This window comes from Pantoea sp. ANP04 (assembly GCF_041982285.1).
Lineage (GTDB): Bacteria > Pseudomonadota > Gammaproteobacteria > Enterobacterales > Enterobacteriaceae > Pantoea > Pantoea eucalypti.
Window position 1 is genome coordinate 56,694 of record NZ_JAUTYS010000015.1, and the last position, 18,865, is coordinate 75,558.

13 protein-coding genes are annotated in these 18,865 nt (G+C 53.0%); 6 read left to right on the forward strand and 7 right to left on the reverse strand.

Going from position 1 to position 18,865, the window contains the following annotated elements:
- Positions 1 to 486 precede the first annotated feature (486 nt).
- Entirely contained in the window at positions 487 to 720 is a 234-nt protein-coding gene (locus Q7C21_RS18500; RefSeq protein ID WP_008926783.1) for a hypothetical protein, read from the forward strand.
- A gap of 82 nt (positions 721 to 802) precedes the next feature.
- Here Q7C21_RS18500 and Q7C21_RS18505 read toward each other — a convergent pair whose 3' ends face one another.
- Positions 803 to 1,132, reverse strand: a complete 330-nt coding sequence (locus Q7C21_RS18505) for a hypothetical protein (RefSeq protein WP_008926782.1) — start codon at positions 1,130 to 1,132, stop codon at positions 803 to 805.
- A gap of 625 nt (positions 1,133 to 1,757) precedes the next feature.
- Between Q7C21_RS18505 and Q7C21_RS18510 the strand changes: the two genes are divergently transcribed.
- Both Q7C21_RS18510 and Q7C21_RS18515 read left to right on the forward strand, forming a co-directional pair.
- Entirely contained in the window at positions 1,758 to 3,416 is a 1,659-nt protein-coding gene (locus tag Q7C21_RS18510) for a methyl-accepting chemotaxis protein (protein WP_008926781.1), read from the forward strand.
- A gap of 588 nt (positions 3,417 to 4,004) precedes the next feature.
- A complete protein-coding gene (locus Q7C21_RS18515; RefSeq protein ID WP_003850672.1) occupies positions 4,005 to 5,930 on the forward strand; it encodes a methyl-accepting chemotaxis protein in 1,926 nt (641 codons plus the stop codon).
- A 59-nt stretch (positions 5,931 to 5,989) separates the two neighbouring features.
- Here Q7C21_RS18515 and Q7C21_RS18520 read toward each other — a convergent pair whose 3' ends face one another.
- From Q7C21_RS18520 to Q7C21_RS18530, 3 genes are all read right to left on the reverse strand, one after another.
- Positions 5,990 to 6,790, reverse strand: coding sequence for an MBL fold metallo-hydrolase (locus tag Q7C21_RS18520; RefSeq protein ID WP_008926779.1), 801 nt, complete (start codon positions 6,788 to 6,790; stop codon positions 5,990 to 5,992).
- A gap of 77 nt (positions 6,791 to 6,867) precedes the next feature.
- On the reverse strand, positions 6,868 to 7,983 hold the full coding sequence (locus Q7C21_RS18525; protein ID WP_375151017.1) for a metallophosphoesterase: 1,116 nt from the start codon (positions 7,981 to 7,983) through the stop codon (positions 6,868 to 6,870).
- A gap of 242 nt (positions 7,984 to 8,225) precedes the next feature.
- On the reverse strand, positions 8,226 to 10,553 hold the full coding sequence (locus Q7C21_RS18530) for an FdhF/YdeP family oxidoreductase (protein WP_187513452.1): 2,328 nt from the start codon (positions 10,551 to 10,553) through the stop codon (positions 8,226 to 8,228).
- 341 nt (positions 10,554 to 10,894) lie between these two features.
- Between Q7C21_RS18530 and Q7C21_RS18535 the strand changes: the two genes are divergently transcribed.
- Entirely contained in the window at positions 10,895 to 11,338 is a 444-nt protein-coding gene (locus tag Q7C21_RS18535) for a cyclophilin-like fold protein (RefSeq protein WP_039661926.1), read from the forward strand.
- A gap of 173 nt (positions 11,339 to 11,511) precedes the next feature.
- Here Q7C21_RS18535 and yajD read toward each other — a convergent pair whose 3' ends face one another.
- Complete coding sequence (gene yajD, locus Q7C21_RS18540; protein ID WP_003850685.1) at positions 11,512 to 11,859, reverse strand: HNH nuclease YajD; 348 nt, start codon at positions 11,857 to 11,859, stop codon at positions 11,512 to 11,514.
- A gap of 496 nt (positions 11,860 to 12,355) precedes the next feature.
- On the opposite strand from yajD, the gene Q7C21_RS18545 reads away from it, so the two are divergent.
- On the forward strand, positions 12,356 to 15,457 hold the full coding sequence (locus Q7C21_RS18545; protein ID WP_105100061.1) for an efflux RND transporter permease subunit: 3,102 nt from the start codon (positions 12,356 to 12,358) through the stop codon (positions 15,455 to 15,457).
- Positions 15,458 to 15,516: 59 nt separating this feature from the next.
- Here the strand turns inward: Q7C21_RS18545 and Q7C21_RS18550 are convergent, their stop codons facing one another.
- Together Q7C21_RS18550 and Q7C21_RS18555 are read right to left on the reverse strand one after the other, a co-directional pair.
- Complete coding sequence (locus Q7C21_RS18550; protein ID WP_110412153.1) at positions 15,517 to 16,542, reverse strand: alpha/beta hydrolase; 1,026 nt, start codon at positions 16,540 to 16,542, stop codon at positions 15,517 to 15,519.
- Positions 16,543 to 16,607: 65 nt separating this feature from the next.
- Positions 16,608 to 17,801 carry an MFS transporter gene (locus tag Q7C21_RS18555; protein ID WP_375151018.1) on the reverse strand — a complete coding sequence of 398 codons (1,194 nt, stop codon included), beginning with the start codon at positions 17,799 to 17,801 and terminating at the stop codon, positions 16,608 to 16,610.
- A 133-nt stretch (positions 17,802 to 17,934) separates the two neighbouring features.
- On the opposite strand from Q7C21_RS18555, the gene Q7C21_RS18560 reads away from it, so the two are divergent.
- Entirely contained in the window at positions 17,935 to 18,831 is an 897-nt protein-coding gene (locus Q7C21_RS18560; RefSeq protein ID WP_039661915.1) for a LysR family transcriptional regulator, read from the forward strand.
- The last annotated feature ends 34 nt before the right edge of the window (positions 18,832 to 18,865 follow it).

Sequence of the window (18,865 nt, forward strand, 5' to 3'; positions counted from 1 at the left end):
TCCAGACAGCGCATTAACGTAGTCACCACATTTTCGCTAAATACACGCATATTACCCGTCAGCATAAACTCGCGAATGCCGTCACCTGTGTTATCTGAAAAAGTGCCCCCTGTAAAAGGGGGCAAGGGTAGGAGTCAAATCACTCTGTAAAAGAAGTGGATTTCATTACAGAGCCATTTAAAGATAGGGCAAAACCAACTTTGATGCCGCTGTGTTTAACAGTTTTTTTATTTAGATATCAAATAATTAAAATGCTACTTATGGTACTTGCTTTTTTTATCAATGACTTAATCTGATGTGAAAACGATTTCTAAGATTAGGATTAAAGTCCCCTCAAACCTGCCGCTTCTGCTAAAAGTGGCCGGAACAGTGATGTCTCACAGTGTCTGAATCAGGCTTTTCACGAAGACTTGACCGCATCAAAAACAAATTGTACTGTTTGTATATACAGTTATTTTGGGCCTGAGCCAGAGCGGGGTAAATGTGATGTCACAGGATGATGAGGTCTGGACAGCATTCAGGGAGGCGATGAGGCAGGATGATGTCGGTCAGTGCACAGTAAGCACCCGGGATTTTGTCGCTGAGCTTGAACAGCGAAATGCCTCTTACACATTTCGCGCCGCGAACACCTGGATTGAAATGCATATAACCACTTTCAGCGATATTTCGATTGAGGATGGTGATTGTCGGCTGTTTCAGGTGCCCGCGGCGCGCACTTAAAACGTGCCGCAGAATCGTTATACACAACAGACAAGAGAGCGTTTAAGCCTGCCCGCGTTAACGCTTGCAGGCTGAATAAACATCAGAGCCTTGACGTGTTGTGGCGCAAATCTGACCGATCCTGAAACTTAGGATTGGCGGAATAACTTTTGTCGCACGCCATGCGAGCCAGATTCAAAGCAACTTTGCGTTTTTTAAGCTTTAACTTCGGTAGCCACTCTTTGAACTGGGCTGTCAGTGACGCAGCCTGCTGCTCGTTGGCGACACGGCAGATAAACAGCTTGCTTTTAGTCTGACGGCTGACGTCAATGGCGTAGATTTCAACGCCAGCGCTGCAAAAGTCATATTCAACATCCGTAAACTGCATGTGTGGCCAAAGACCCGTTCTGGTTTCAAATGTGGCTAAATCCATGATCACTACCTTTTTTATTTTAAGCGATATTGCTATCCGACAGACTAAAGCCTGGTCGGGCCAGTGAGCATAGACCAGAATCAGCATTCCGCCAGTCATTTCACTGATTTAATCTGGGCCTGCCACGAATGGCTAAAATCCTATGCCTTCTCCTTTAAGCCTCTGGACAGTCAATAACACATACATCAGTGCCACTGATGATAAACAGAGGTTGTGATTTTGGCTCTCAGTCTTCGCTTAGTAATCCCTTTCCTATTTTTACTGGGTCTGTAGCAAGATTTCTCTGGGGTTGCCCTCCTTCTGACAGATGATTATTGTCAGTCAGGCTGTTGAATTAGCTCGCTAATCATTAGGATCAAATGAATGGCTGATATGTAACAAAGATGACCTTGCTGCATGTAAAAAAACACCATTCTGAAAAAGAGGAAATTATGTAAATACGACTAAATGTAAAACTTTATGTCCTGATGGTAAGCATCATTTTGATAGATAGTGCATTCTCTGAGATTCGCCAGAACAATTAAAAAAATATATTTACCCCAATTAATTAAAGCACTGCTGACCAGAGCCGATAAGAACGATCCAGCTTTCGATATATTCAAATTACTCTTTTTTAAGGGCTCGTATGACTATTACACAGCGTCTCGTACTGATTTTTTCACTGCTGGCAATGTCACTGATTGCGCTGGTTATTATCTCATTGTCTGTGATCTCGGGTTTTCAGTCGCGATTTGAATATGTCCAGGTCAACGCGATACCCAGCATTCGTGATCTCAATAAATCAATCAGCGTGACCAATCAGCTAGGTATTGCGCTTTATCGCCATCATAGCACCAGTGATGCGACGAAATTCTCCGCGGCAGAAGAGCGCATTGAGAGTTTGCTTTCGCAGATTAAGTCACTCAATGATTATTATATGGCGAACGACATCTCGAGCGATGAAGATAAAGCGATGACTGAGCAGGCCGATAAAAATCTGGATGCAGTCCGTAACGCATTGCCGGCCTTTATTGCTGCATCACGCGCCCACAATGATGCGGTCACACTGCCGTTATTACAGAGTGAGAATGGGATTGGTGCTGCAGCGCGTAAGATGGAGGCAGATTTCACCCGTCAGATTCAGCTGAACATCGATATTGGCGAACAGCTTAGAACTGAGAATAAGCGTGTTTATAACAAGACGCTGTGGATGATGTCTGGCGGGTCCTTGCTGCTTATTCTGATACTGGCCGCTTTTTCCACGAAGGTGATTCTGGGCATCAAAAAGAGCCTCTCAGGCATGGTGAATACCATGACCCAGGTCAGTCATACGCTTGACCTGACCCACACCGCTGAAGTCCGCAGTAAGGATGAGATCGGTAAAACGGCAATGGCATTTAACCAGCTGCTGGCACGCGTTTCTGGCACGCTTCTGTCGGTCAGTCATGCCGCACAATCGGTCAGTACCGGGTCAACGCAGATTGCCGCAGGCAATGAGGATCTCTCTGCGCGCACGGAAGAACAGGCTGCTTCACTGGAGCAGACGTCTGCCAGTATGGCCACACTGAGTGAAACGGTGCGTCAGAACTCAGAAGGTGCGCATCAGGCCAGCAGCCTGGTGAATAATGCCAATAACATGTCAATCCAGAATGGGTCAGCGGTGAAGCAGATGCTCAGCACTATGGATGAAATCCGCGGCAGCTCTGCCAAAATCTCTGAAATCACCGGCCTGATTGAAGGCATTGCGTTCCAGACCAATATTCTGGCACTGAATGCGGCCGTTGAAGCCGCACGTGCCGGTGAGCATGGCCGCGGCTTCGCCGTTGTCGCCTCAGAAGTGCGTAATCTGGCGCAGCGCTCCTCTTCTGCTGCCCGGGAAATCAAAGATCTTATTTCTACGTCTGTTTCGCAGGTTGAGCACGGTTTAGCGCAGGCCAGCGGCGTTGGTGCAAACAGTGAAAATGTCCGCCAGGCGATTCAGCAGGTGGCCGATCTGGTCAATGAGATTGCCGCAGCAACCTCTGAGCAGAGCAAAGGCATTGAGCAGGTTCATCAGGCAATTGGCCAGATGGATGAAGTGACGCAGCAGAACGCCTCGCTGGTGGAGGAGGCATCATCTGCTTCTAAGTCGCTGCAGGAGCAGGCAGAGACACTGGCAGGGTTGGTGGCGACCTTTACGCTGGAGAGCAATCACCGTGTCGCTCAGCCGCAGCAGGCCGCAGCTCTGCGTCGTCCGGTATTGCAGGCAAAGCAGCCTGAGCGCCAGGCCATCGACATGACGAAGGCGAACTGGGAAAGTTTTTAACAGTTTACCAATAGCATAATGGCCTCCACACTGTGGGGGCTTTTTTTTAGCATTAATCAATAAAATAACTTCTTTTAAATAAAATGAAATCGATTTCATTACTAAAACAAAAGTAACTCTTTAGAGTTATATGATTAGGTTTGTTTTTTTCGTGGTTTTTATATTCGGCTAATAGCGTAATGATAATTAATCAGATAGGGTGCGGATATTTGTTATCGGCGATTTCCGAGTCGACTTTAATTTCTTTATTTTCAAAACAATAATGCTGAAGACACGCTAACGGCTTAAGGTGTCCGCCGAAGGGTTTGTTTTTTATCTTTATGATAAATATGGTTATTTTTAAGTTTGAGTTAGGTTAATCTTGCAGTAAATATCGTCATTTTATTCACTGAAAAATAACGGAACGCAATCTATACTCCTTTCTGTTGTTATATGTGTTTCTGAATTTCATACAAAACTCATCTCTTCATACCAATACTGTGCTGCATGAAGCACGTCTGGCTATGTAAAAGAAGAAGTAAAAATAAAATTACAAACCTTATTTTGTCCAGGGCTCACCTGCACGCCTCATACATCAGAGCGGAAAAAATGAAAAAAATACTCGACCGAATTAATCTGCCAGCGAAATTCCTGTTACTGGGATCTTTTGCGCTGGTCCTGTTTATATTACCTACATTTTTGTTTATTCAGACAGGCAATCAGCTTATCAATACAAAAAAAGTTGAGCTCACCGGTATTCCGGTTGAGAAAAAAGTCCTTCAGTTACTGAACCTGCTACAGCGTCATCGGGCTGAAAGCGCAATCGCAATCGGTCAGAACAAACCGGATAATCCGCCGCGTATGGCGTTGGTGACCCAGATTAACAGTTTGTCTGAGAGCATTGCTGACGATTTGCGTCAAAGCGATGAGCAGGCACAGCCATTAAAGCGACTTGAGAAGGTTAATCAGGAATGGCGTCAGCTGCAAGAGGAGCTCAATGGTGGCCGACTGACGCTGGCGAGCAGCCTGGTGCAGCACACTCATCTGATTCAGGTGCTGCTGGACACTAATCAGGATGTGCTGGATTTCTATCAGCTGTCGCTGGATGCTGACTTAAATACCTATCAACTGATTGTTAGCATTTTTGGCCGACTGCCGCTGCTGACTGAAACGCTGGGTCAGATTCGCGGAAATGGTGCTTCATTGATTGCCAGCGGTAAAGCCTCTGATGCTGATCGCAGCCGGCTGGCATTTCAGATTGATAATGGCAAAACGGTACTGTCGCAGTTCAGCAGTAATATGGATAAGGTGTTTATGATTGAACCTGATCTAAAGGCGACTTTTGGTGACCTTGCGCAGAATGCAAAACAACAGGCCCTGAGTGCATTACAGCTGGCTGAAGGTGCCATCATAACCGGACAGGTCAGTATTACGCCGGTTGAATATGTGAGGGTCTTAACCGAGGCGATTAACCGCTACGCCATGCTGGGCAATCAGAGTAGTGGTCGACTGCAGGAACTACTGCAATCTCAAATTGATGAACGTCGTCAGGCGCAATACCTGCTGCTGGCAGGCCTGCTCACCGTCGCGCTGCTGGCTATTCTGCTGGCTGTCATGATCACCCGTTCAGTCACCCGTCCGGTCAAAGAAGCGGTCGAAGTTGCCAGCCGTGTTGCGGCCGGCGATCTGACGGCAGCGCTGACTGTTTCCGGCAGCAATGAAATGGCTGAACTATTGAATGCGCTGATGCGGATGCAGCAGCGTCTTGCCCAGCTGGTTTCGGATATCAAAGGTAACGCAGCCACTATCGCCAATTCCTCTGAAGAGATTGCTCGTGGCAATGGCGACCTTTCATCACGCACCGAACAGCAGGCTGCATCTCTGGCTGAAACAGCGGCCAGTATGGAACAACTGGCATCAATCATTCAGCAGAATGCGGATAACACCCGCTTTGCCTCTGATCGCGCAGAATCAGCCACTCAGGCGGCACTGTTAAGCGGTGCGGCGATGGATTCCGTGATGCAGACGATGCAGAAAATCCGGGGCAGTTCTGGACAGATTGAAGAGATCACCTCCGTCATTGACAGCATCGCTTTCCAGACCAATATCCTGGCACTGAATGCGGCCGTTGAAGCGGCACGTGCGGGTGAGCAGGGCAAAGGCTTTGCGGTTGTCGCGTCGGAAGTGCGTGCGCTGGCACAACGTTCAGCCAGTGCAGCGAAAGAAATCAAGAGCCTGATCGAGCAGTCGGTGACGCATGCGCATGAAGGGATCGCGATGGCGCAGAATGCGGGTGACAAGGTGAAGCAGAGCGTCAGCGCGATTGAACAGACCTCTCAGCTGATGCGCGATATTTCTGCTTCATCTGAAGAGCAGAGCAGCGGTATTTCGCAGGTTAATATTGCGGTGAACCAGATGGATCAGGTGACGCAGCAGAACGCCGTGCTGGTCGAAGAGTCTGCCTCCTCTGCAGAGGAGCTGGCTTCGCGCGCAGGTCAGTTGCGTACGATGGTCGCGGTATTCCAGACCGCATAAGTGAGTTAAAACAGCCGCCACCTGTGGGCGGCTGTTCTCTTCTCCGTGTTTATCGTCCGCTACGCCTGATGTTCCTGCAGACAGGCCAGATACTTCTCTCCTGACCGCATCACTTTCTCTTTTGCCTGATGATGAATATCCTGACCTTCGAACGCGCCATAAAGCTGTCCGAACGTCACGCCGGAAAGCCGATGCATGATGTCACTCACGGTGGCGGCTGACAGTGGCAGCATATTCGGGTAGCTCCACAAAAACGACACGCCATGCGCACCCGGCGTGACCTGAATAATATCACCCGCCAGCATCACGCCTTCGCCTTCATCCCAGTGCAGCACGCAGCCGCCGGGAAAATGACCGCCCAGCCGTAACAGCGTCACACCGGGCATCAGCGTCAGCGACTCACCCTGCCAGAGCTGGATATGCGGACTCAGCCGCACAATCCATTGCCTGTCGCGGGCATGCAGATGAATAGGCGCGTTAAAGACCTCAGCCCACTCCTGCATGGTGGTGTAGTAATGCGGATGTGAAATCGCGATAGCATCAATGCCACCCAGCGCGGCAATAAGCGTATAAGTTGCATCATCCAGGTTGGCAATACAGTCCCATAGCACGTTGCCATGCGGCGTACGCAGCAGAAAAGCGCGCTGGTTGATGGCAAACTCAGGCACAGTTTTAAGGCTTAATAGCGCATCGCTATGGGCCGTCCACTTATTGGCGTGGCTGCCGCGCAGTTCATCAAATGCGATCCAGCGCTGACCCGCAGCCGGAACATACTGGCGTTCATCCTCACAGATTTTACAGTGCTCATCAGGGGCAGCAGAGGGATAAGCGGTTCCACAGGCGGTACATAACATCGTCATAGTGATCTCCTTTGTTTCACTCAAGCTTATGCACACCTGCGAAAACCGCACTTTCGTGAGGCTATTTCGTCACGCGATTAGGGCTGGCGGCGCAGGGTAATCCGGGTCAGTTCGGAGGGACGACCCAGCCTGACCGCCATGCCTGGCCAGAGCGCCGTGCCGTTATTCACATAGAGCTGCATTCCGTCGACCTGATAAAGCCCGGACACAAAACCGCCATTGGGTTTAGCAAACAGCCGGTCCAGCCCGATAATCAGTCCGCCATGCGTATGGCCGGAGAGCTGCACATCTACCCCCTGCGCCGCGTTCTGGCGGGCATTTCGTGGCTGATGATCCAGCAGAATCACCGGCGCGCTTTCAGGTGCCTGTTCCAGTGCGCGGGCCAGATCCGGACCGGTCGCGTTCCTGCCTGGCGCGGAGGCGTCCGGCAGGCCAGCAATCACCAGCTTTGCGGCTCCGCGCTCAATAACGGTATGGTTGTTGAGCAGAGGCTGTAGCCCCAGTGAGGCCAGATGCGCCGTCCAGATTGCCTGATGGAAGAAATATTCGTGATTGCCGGTGATGCCCCATACGCCGTCGCGCGCGGCCAGCTTCTGCAGCGGCGCGACGTCATGCCGACGATGCTCCAGGCTGCCATCGATCACATCGCCTGTCACCACAATCAGATCGGCTTTAAGAGACATCGCTCTTTCAACCATCCTGGCGGTCCAGGCGGCATTAAATAACCGGGTGATGTGAAGATCGGTCAGCTGAAGCAGCTGATAGCCATCGAACTCTGGAGGCAGGTTGGGTAGCACCAGCGTCACCTCTTTGACCGGGGGCACCCGTATCGCCTGCTGAACACCAAAGGCAGCCAGCGCCATTGCCAGCACGACGGCCAGATAGCGAATACCGGGAACCAGCTCCAGCGGATGCCGTAACAGCAGGGCAATCAGCATGACCGCATCCATCAGCATCTGCAGCAGCGCCAGCAACAGTACGGTGCTGTATGCCCAGTTAAACAGGATGATGATGATGCGGGGCATTTCGGCGGAAAAAATTCCGCCTGAGGTAAAGCGGCTTACCAGCAGATACTGTGAAGCCAGCAGCACCAGTGCGGAGAGCAGGATCTTGATGGCCAGAGGCATAGATAATGGAATAATGACGCGCGCAATAACATACCAGCTGGGTAAGCTGAAAATCAGGTGAAACATGGCATTTTTCCGGTAGGGCGCTGAATATCCGCGCAGGCAAAAAAGAGATAAGGGTTTATAAAGCCGTTTTCAGCACTGTAGTGTATACGATGCTGCCGTCAGGGTTACTTCACGCCAGGTGCTTTAACGGAGATAAAGCAGGGAGAAAGGATGAGCAAAAACATCTCTGCAGGGCAGAAAAACAAAAAAGCGTGACCGGTGCACCGGCCACGCTGACAACATTCATATTCTGACATGTCCGATTAGCGAAGAACGCCTGAGGCCATCTGCGTCTCGTCGGTGACGCGCGTCATGGAGATAGGAATGCTTTTATAAGCGGGGATACCGCTTTTGGTATCGTGGCTGTCGAGCGGCACCATCACATTCGCCTCGGGATAGTAAGCGCCGACCGAACCTGAGGCCATATCGATAATCACGATAGTCAGGTTCTTCATCTGGCGCGAGGTGGGATTGCCATCCGGGTCCAGCGCCATCAGATCGACACGGTCACCGACCCGCAGCTGGCGTTTTTCCGCCTCTTCAGCATTGATAAATAGCACGTCACGCCGGCCTGTCACGCCCCGATAGCGGTCATTCAGGCCGTACAGCGTGGTGTTGTACTGGTCGTGACTGCGCAGGGTGGTGAGTACCAGATCATGGCATTTCAGCGAGCGGGGATCTTCATTGATGCCCTGCATCACCTTAAACTGAGCACGGCCAGATGGCGTCAGCCAGACGCGTTCTGACGCAGCGTTATGAAGCCGGAATCCTCCCGGATGCTTAATCCTCTCATTGAAGTTTTCAAACGCCGGGAACACCGCTTCAATGGCATCACGGATGCGGCTGTAATCGGCCGCCATGGCTGACCAGTCAACCACGCTGTCTGGCAGAGTTGCCCTGGCAAGGGAGGCCACCAGCGCCGGTTCAGATTTGAGATGAGGCGAAGCCGGGTCCAGCGAGCCGCGTGAGGCATGCACCATCGACATTGAATCTTCAACAGTCACGCTTTGAACACCGGTAGCCTGAACATCGCTTTCAGTACGGCCCAGTACTGGTAGCAGATAGTTGTGCTTACCGAGTAACAGGTGTGAGCGGTTGAGTTTGGTGGCCATATGCACCACCAGATCCAGTTTGCGCATCGCCGGGAACGTGACCTGTGGGTCGGAAATCGCCTCTGCCAGATTGCCGCCCAGACAGAGCAGCGCTTTAGCTTTGCCGTCGCGCATCGCCTTAATCGCCTCAACTGCGCCGTGACCATGCTTCTGCGGCGGGTGGAACCCAAACACCTTCTCTATGCCATCCAGCAGCGACTGCGGCGGGATCTCCGTGATGCCCACCGTGCGATCGCCCTGCACATTGGAGTGACCGCGTAACGGACAAATACCTGCGCCAGGCTTACCGATGTTGCCGCGCATCAGCAACAGGTTGGCAATTTGCTGCACGTTCTGGGTGCCATACTGGTGCTGGGTAATCCCCATGCCGTAACAGATGATGGTGCGTTCAGCACTAGCGTAGAGCCGGGCGATATGCTGGATCTCTTCGCGCGCCATGCCAGAGACTTTCAGAATATGCTCCCAGTCGGTACTCTCCAGGTCGGCTTTCAGGGCGTCAAAACCTTCGGTGTGTTCAGTGATAAAGGCTTCATCAATGACGCCGGGTTCGCCTTTGCTCAGCGCCTCCTCGTGCATAGTGAGCAGGATCTTCATCACCCCTTTCAGCATTGCCGCGTCGCCACCCACCCGCACTTTGTAGTAGGTCGAAGCCAGCTCAGTGGAGCTCATTGACAGCATCTCAATCGGGCTCTGCGGTGAAGTAAAACGCTCCAGCCCGCGTTCACGCAGTGGGTTAATCGCCACGATAGTCGCACCGCGCTTAGAGACCTCACGCAGCGTGCCCAGCATACGCGGATGGTTGGTACCTGGGTTGTGGCCGATACAAAGCACCAGGTCGCAGTGATCAAAATCTTCCAGTTCTACCGTGCCTTTGCCGACACCAATTGATTCCGGCAGCCCGACGCTGGTCGGTTCGTGACACATATTTGAGCAATCGGGGAAGTTATTGGTGCCATATTCGCGGGCGAAAAGCTGCCACAGGAACGCCGCTTCATTCGAGGCGCGACCCGAGGTATAAAACTCCACGCTGTCCGGATCGTCATAGCTGCGCAGATGCTCACCAATTTCCCGGAATGCCGTATCCCATTCAATAGGCTGATAGGTGTCGGTAGCGGCATCGTACTTCATCGGATGGGTCAGCCGTCCTTCGCCCTCCAGATGGAGTGCGCTGCGCTCCCACAGTTCAGTCACGGTATGAGCCGCAAAGAACTCTGGCGTGGTGCGCTTGCTGGTCGCTTCCCACGAGACGGCTTTTGCGCCGTTTTCGCAGAACTCAAAGGAGGAAGCATGTTGCGGGTCGGGCCAGGCGCAGCCCGGACAGTCGAAGCCCTGCGGCTGGTTGACTTTAAACAGGGCGATCACATCCTGCTTTACTGACATCTGGCCGCGGATCGCATCCGCAACTGCCTTAAGTGCGCCCCAGCCACCGGCAGCCCCCCCATAAGGGGCGATGCCATTTGTGCGATTTTGCTCTTTCATAATGCTCCACAGTGTCTCTATTGTTATCCGATAAGCCTGGTACAGAAACAGTGGCAACAACGTGGAAACTGGCTGTAATTCAGGGAAATTATTTCTCAAAATGTTTCGACAGCCCGAAACGTAAGCCGCACATCAGATGAAGCGCAGCGCATCCGGGCTGTTGCAGAATAAGCAGCGCACGAGTTCCGCCGACAGGATGATGATGCAGGGAAAGGGGGGAAGTATAAATCTTTACCATCAGGCAACGGCGGGTAAGTGAGCCCGTTTATTATGGCTGGACGGCGATCGCAGTAACGCACGCCATGTCTGAACAGATGCACCATAATCCGGAGAGCAACCTTATGAAAAGAGCCTTACTTTTGCTGGTTTTACTTTCCATTTATAGTCTGATGCCCGTTAAAGCCAGTGGCCCGGATCGGGCTGGAGAGCTGCTTCCCATGAAGATTATTATGACGATCAACCATCAGTCGTATGAGATTGCGCTGGCGGATAACCCCACCGCGAAAGCATTTTTACAGCAACTTCCGCTGACCATGACGATGGAGGAGCTGAACGGCAACGAGAAGTTTGCAGACCTGCCTGCTGCCCTTAAAAACGATCCGCATAAACCCGGCACGATCCAGCAGGGCGATGTGATGCTGTATGGCAATAAGACGCTGGTGCTTTTTTACGAGACATTCCAGACCTCCTATAGTTACACGCCGATAGGAAAGATGCTGTCGACAGGTAGCCTCAAAAAGAGTGTCGGTGAGGGGGGGATTGATGTACGGTTCACCCGGCCATGACGGATATCAAAATCTGAAATAACCGGCTGGTACAGGATTCATATCGCGCTGAGTCTGGTGAGGGTGGCATCTGGCATGACGGACTACGGTGCGTTGTGGCCGCGGCCAGACGTTGTGATCCTGTTCGGGAAGCGAGACTGTCGGGCCGATCGGCCAGCCTGACAGTTAAGCCATTACTTCTTCTTATTCAGCATCGACTTCAGGTCAGCAAAGGGGTTGTAGGTAGCCTCACCGACATCTTTTTGTGCATCCTCGCCTGCCACTACGCGGGTGCCATACTGGTCAGCCTCGGTGTACTTTGAGTGCTCATGGTCATGACAATAGAGACACAGCAATTCCCAGTTACTGCCATCTTCCGGATTGTTGGTGTGGTCGTGATCGATATGGTGAACCGTCAGCTCGCGCAGGTTTGAATAGACAAACTCGCGTGAGCAGCGTCCACACACCCATGGATAGATTTTAAGTGCTTTCTCACGATAGCCGCTTTCCAGCCGCGTATAGTTTTTGGGGATCAGAGCCATTGCCGGGAATACCTGTTATTCAGAGTAAATGTCACGAGAGTGCAGCTAATATATCCCACAACGGAACCGAAGGAGAAATCATCGTGTTCCGCGGGAAGGGAAGCGATACAATCCGGTATGACTGTGCCACCTGGCTAACGAGGCCTGTTTTTAATCTTTATGCGCTTAAGCTCCACCGCCAGCCTGATAATCATCCCTTTGCATGCGTCTTGCTTTCCTCTCTGTCAGCGTTTTACCCGCCGCAGTTCATCATCTCCAGTCCGGCATAAAAGCGACGGTTTTACCCGGCTGCTCAGATCAGCTCAGAGAATCACCATCCTGCCAGCGCTAACCTGGCTTGTCAGCAGCAAAGGGGCAGAATATCGCTGCACTCAGCCTGGTGTAAGAAAAGGTAATGTCAGGATGTTTATCCGAAAGGTACAACCTATAATCAACGCAGTTTGTTGGCCCGCAGGAATGCAGGTCTTGCCCCCGCCCAAAGGAAGAGATCCCGCTGATGTTTTCTCGTTTTTTTATTTATCGTCCCGTCTTTGCATGGGTTGTTGCCATTTTAATTATGCTGCTTGGCGCACTCTCTATCACCCTGTTACCGGTGGAACAGTATCCCGATGTTGCACCGCCCTCAGTGAATATCAGCGCAACTTACACCGGGGCGTCAGCGGAAACGCTGGAGAACAGCGTCACGCAGGTGATTGAGCAGCAATTGACCGGGCTGGATAACCTGCTCTATTTCACCTCCAGCAGCAGCTCGCAGGGGAACGTGTCAGTCACTGTAACGTTCAGCCAGGGCACGGATCCCGACACCGCTCAGGTGCAGGTACAGAATAAGGTGCAGCAGGCGCTTTCCCGTCTGCCCAGCGAGGTGCAGCAGCTTGGTGTCACCGTGACGAAATCGCAGTCAAATTTTCTGCTGGTGATGGGGCTGTATGACACCACGGGTAAAAGCAACAGCACAGATATCGGTGACTGGCTGGTCAGTAATATGCAGGAGCCGCTGGCCAGGACCGAAGGGGTCGGCGACATCCAGGTGTTCGGCGGTCAGTACGCGATGCGCATCTGGCTCGATCCTTTCAAACTAAACGCTTATGCGTTGCAGCCGTCTGACGTGTCGGCGGCGATACGCTCGCAAAACATTCAGGTCTCAGCCGGTAAAATCGGCGGCCTGCCATCACCCGATAATCAGCAACTCACCGCCACGGTCAGAGCGCAGTCGCGACTGCAGACGCCAGAGCAGTTCCGCAATATCATCGTCAAAAGTGATAAAAGCGGCGCGATCGTGCGGGTGGGTGATGTGGCGCGGGTGGAACTGGGCGGCGAATCCTATGACATGACGACCCGACTCAACGGGCATCCTGCAGCCGGGGTTGGGGTGATGCTGGCACCGGGCGCGAATGCGCTGGCCACCGCGACGCTGGTGAAAAACAAAGTTGAAGAGTATCGCCACTCAATGCCGCAAGGCTACGAAGTGGCCTATGCGCTCGACAGCACCGATTTCATCAAAATCTCCGTTGAGGATGTGGTGATCACCCTGATCGAAGCGATCGCGCTGGTCGTGGTAGTGATGTACCTGTTCCTGCAGAACATACGCGCGACGCTGATCCCGGCGCTGGCGGTGCCGGTCGTGCTGCTCGGCACCTTCGGTGTACTGGCGTTATGCGGCTACACCATCAACACCCTGACGCTTTTTGCCATGGTGCTGGCCATCGGGTTGCTGGTGGACGATGCAATCGTAGTGGTCGAGAACGTCGAACGCATCATGCATGACGAAGGTTTGCCGGCACGAGAGGCAACGGAAAAGTCGATGAAAGAGATCTCCGGCGCGCTGGTGGCTATCGCGCTGGTGCTCTCGGCAGTCTTTCTGCCGATGGCGTTTTTCGCCGGATCGACCGGCGTGATTTACCGGCAGTTCTCCATCACCATCATTGCGGCTATGACCTTCTCCGTGGTGGTGGCGCTGACCCTGACGCCCGCGCTGTGTGGCATGCTGCTGCGGCCAACAACACCGCATCGTAAAGGCTTCTTTGGCGGTTTTAACCGCTTTTATGCCGCCACCGAGCGCCAGTATCGCCACAAAGTGGTCAGCACCTTGCGTCGTCCGCTGGTCATGGTGTCGCTTTATGCGGCAATGGGCGTGGTGCTGTTTGTGATGTTCACCCGATTACCAGGCAGTTTCCTGCCGACCGAAGATCAGGGCAGTATCATGCTTCAGGCTACATTGCCAGCGGGCGCTACGGCCAGTCGTACAGAGGCCGTCAACCAGCAAATAGTTGACTGGTTTCTGACTGAAGAAAAACAGAATGTTGATGTGATCTTCACCATTAACGGCTTTAATTTCAGCGGTGCTGCGCAGAATGCCGGTATGGCGTTTATCAAGCTTAAAAACTGGGACCAGCGACCCGGCAGTGAGAACTCCGCCGAGGCGATTGCCGGACGCGCGACCTATGCGCTGGCGTCGATTCGGGATGCGCAGATCTTTGCACTGACGCCGCCATCGGTGCCAGGTCTGGGACAGAACAACGGCTTCACCTATGAGCTGCTGGCCAGCGGTGGCACCACGCGTGAACAATTGGGTAACCTGCGCGATCAGCTATTACAACGCGCAGCGCAAAGCCCGGAGTTAACGGGCGTGCGGGCGAATATCCTGCCGCAGACCCCGCAGTTGCAGGTTGACATTGATACCAGCAAAGCGGTGGCGCTGGGACTGAATTTGGATGACGTGACCGATACGCTAACCAGCGCCTGGGGTGGTGCTTATATCAATGACTTCATCGATCGTGGACGGGTGAAGCGGGTCTATGTGCAGGGCGACAGTCAGTATCGTTCAGCACCGTCAGATCTGAATAAGTGGTATATCCGGAACAGTGAAGGCACCATGACGCCATTCTCGGCCTTTGCCTCGACCCGGTGGACCATGGGACCAGAAAGCCTTGATCGTTATAACGGCTCTGCCGCCTATGAAATTCAGGGTCAGAATGCCGAAGGGTTTAGCTCCGGCGATGCCATGAATACGATTGAGCGGCTGGCTAATCAATTACCTGCAGGCACGACGGGCGCGTGGAGCGGGCTTTCGCTGCAGGAAAAACAGGCGGGCGGGCAATCGACTACGCTTTATGCGATCTCGATTCTGGTGGTTTTCCTCTGTCTGGCTGCGCTGTATGAAAGCTGGTCGGTGCCGTTCTCAGTGCTGCTGGCGGTGCCGCTTGGTGTGTTGGGTACCGTGCTGGCAGTGGCGCTGCGGGGATTGAGCAACGATATCTATTTCCAGGTGGCGTTGCTGACCACGGTCGGACTGACCTCTAAAAACGCGATATTAATCATCGAATTTGCAGAAGATGCAGTGCGCCGGGGCAGTTCGCTGAGTGCAGCTGCATTGCAGGCAGCACGAACCCGTTTGCGGCCGATTATGATGACGTCACTCGCCTTTATTGCTGGCGTGATCCCGCTGGCGGTGGCAACCGGTGCGGGTGCTAATAGCCGCATTGCCATCGGGACCGGCATCATCGGTGGCACGCTGGCAGGCACGGTCCTGGCGTTGTTCTTTGTTCCGCTGTTCTTTGTGCTGGTGAAGCATTATCTGACCCGCCATCGCAAAGGCTAATCACGCAGACAGCCCGTCTGCAGTTTTCTGCAGACGGGCTGGAGTCGATGAGCAGAAGATTACAGATTCTGTTTAAAGAAAGCCGTCAGTTTCGCGAACGGGATCAGATCAGTGCGATCATAAAGGTCGACATGACCTGCATCAGGTACGATATACAGCTCTTTGGGCTGAGCTGCGCGCTGGAAAGCATCTTCACTGAACTCGCGTGAGTGCGCTTTATCACCGGTGATGAAGAGCATTGGGCGCGGAGAGATGGTCTCAATATCATTGAACGGATAGAAGTTCATGAACTTCACATTGCTGGTGAGCGTCGGGTGCGTGGTTAGTGCAGCTGACGAGCTTTTTGGGGTGAACTCGCCCCGAGGTGTCCGGTAAAAATCATAAAACTCTTTAGCAACTGGCGGTGAATCAGCATCAATTTTGTGTGGTGTACCGCCGGTGTAAGCGATTTTACCCCCGGTAAATTCCGCATAACGTTGCTGTGCCGCTGCTTCAATGATCTGCTTGCGCTGAGCCAGCGTCTGGCTTTTATTCAGCGCATTACGGTTGGCTGATCCCATGTCATACATGCTGACGGTAGCTATCGCTTTCATGCGGGGATCGATCTTTGCCGCGCTGATGACGAAACTGCCACTGCCACAGATGCCCAGCACACCAATTCGATTGCGGTCGACAAATTCGCGTGTCCCCAGGTAATCGACTGCGGCACTGAAGTCTTCGGCATAGATATCCGGAGAAACCGCATTACGTGGCTGGCCTTCACTTTCGCCCCAGAATGAGAGATCGATTGCCAGGGTAACAAAGCCCTGCTCAGCCATCTTTTGCGCATAGAGACTGGCGCTCTGCTCTTTGACTGCGCCCATCGGATGCCCCACCACTATCGCCGGAAGACGCGCTGTTTTACTCGCCTCTTTAGGTCTGAACAGGGTGCCGGTAACGCCCATTTGAAACTGGTTTTTAAACGTCACTTTTTCGCGGGTCACTTTATCGCTTTGATAAAAGTTGTCGGCGCCGCGTGACATATCGGCAGCGCTGGCTGCAAATGAACTGATCAACAGTCCAAACATCAGGGTTAATGCTCTCATGAAAGGATCCTCAGGGTTGACGAGAAGTGGGCAACAGGCTGCCCGGTTAAACAATGAATCTGCTATCAGGCGGCGCTTTCTTTGCGCGCAGTGATCAACGCCAGTCCAGCGGCAGCGATGAGTAATGTGGCGCTGATGGCAAAGGTGATCTGCCAGCCTGCATGGTCAAAGGCCAGACCGCCCAGCGTCGATCCCAGAGCAATCGACAGCTGGACAATGGCAACCATTAATCCGCCACCCGTCTCCGCGTTATCCGGGAAGGTTCTGGCGACCCAGGCCCACCATCCGGTGGGTGCGGCAGTTGCCACCAGTCCCCAGATGCCCAGCAACGGTGCCACCAGCCACAGCTGATGACCGAATACCATGAGCAGCCCTGCGACTGACGCCATGATCAGTGGAATAATCATCAGGGTGAGATAAAATCCACGCTGCAGAACAACCCCGACGATCAGTGTTCCGATAAAACCGGCAACGCCAATGGTCAGCAGCACCAGCGATAGCGTAGAAACGTCAACCTGCGTGACGGTTTCCAGAAACGGACGGAGATAGGTAAAGAGGGTGAATTGCCCCATAAAGAGCAGTCCGCAGGCGGCAAGACCTATTGTTACCAGCGGTGAACGCAGCAGCTGCAGGAGGTTTGCGCTTCGCTGCCGTGCTTTATCGACGGGCATTGACGGCAGTGTAAATCCTTGCCAGAGCAGGGCGAGCAAGGCCACCGGCACCAGACTGAAAAAAGCGCCACGCCAGCCGATGACAGAACCGAGATAGCTCCCCAGCGGTGCAGCGATAACTGTCGCCAGCGCATTACCGCCGTTAAAAATAGCCAGTGCACGCGGCACCTGCCCGGTGGGGACCAGCCGGATAGCCACCGCAGCTGACATCGACCAGAACCCGCCAATCACCACGCCAATCAACGCCCGGCCAGTCATGTAGGTGAGATCGTTGGGTGCCATCGCGACCATCAATCCGGATAGCGCCATTAGAAGTGTCAGCGTCAGCAACAGGATTTTGCGGTCGAGATTCCCGGCGATGCGGGTTATCGAGAGGCTGGTGATCACTGCGAGCGCGCCAGAGATAGCGATACCCTGTCCGGCCAGACCTTCGCTGACCAACAGATCACGTGATAATGGCGATAACAGGCTGACCGGCATGAATTCAGAGGCGATCAGCGCGAATACGCAAAGCGTCATGGCCCAGACGCCACCCCAGTGGGCTTCTTTATGCTGGGGTGAAGAGTGAGTTGTTTCGGTGGAAGCCATGTTATGTCCTGTTTCATTGTTAGTGGTGCTGATGAACTCAGGAAATTCTACTGTTTCGCTTTATATTGACTAGCTAATGAATCCTTAATGGCGTTATAACCATGACTTATTAATCTATCGACGGGAGCGCAACATGAAGCGCAACATGAATGATCTGCAGGCTTTTATTACCGTAGCGCGTGAGGGCAGCTTTACCCGTGCAGCGGCACTGCTGGGCGTTACGCAGCCCGCGCTGAGTCAGACGATTACTGCCCTGGAAAACCGGATGGAAATTCGGCTGCTGACCCGCACGACGCGGAACGTCTCACCGACCGCAGCAGGTGAACGGTTAATCCTGGCGATTGGCAATCGATTCGATGAAATTGAGGCGGAGCTGGATATGCTGACTGCGATGCGTGACAAGCCCGCCGGCACGGTACGCATCACTTGTGGCCCGCATATTCTCAGTTCACTCCTGCTGCCAAAACTGACGCCACTGCTGGAGGCTTATCCGGATATCCGACTCGAATTCGATGCGAATCATGGCTTGCGAAACATCGTGGCCGATCGGTTTGATGCCGGAGTCAGAATGGGTGACACAATTGATAAAGATATGGTGGCGATGCCCATAACCCCACCGTTACGAATGGCTGCGGTGGCGGCTCCAGACTATTTTCGTCGTCATGCTGCGCCTCAGGTCCCACACGATCTGCTGCATCACAACTGCATTAATATGCGACAGGCAACAGCGGGTGGGTTGTATGTCTGGGATTTTGACGGAGAAGAAGGGCCGTTGAATGTGCGGGTAAATGGACAGTTAACGTTCAACACTTCGGCACACATTGCAGAAGCGGCAGTGGCCGGTTTGGGAATTGCTTTTCTGCCTGAACAGGAAGTCGCAGAAGGGCTGGAGCAGGGCACGCTGATCCGGGTACTGGAGCGCTGGTGCGAACCGTTTCCCGGTTATTATCTCTATTATCCCAGCCGCAAGCAGCATTCACCGGCTTTTAATCTGGTCAGAGAGGCGTTGAGGCTAAAAGAGGGGGAATGATGAACAGATTCAGAGTGTTGATGGAAGAGATGCC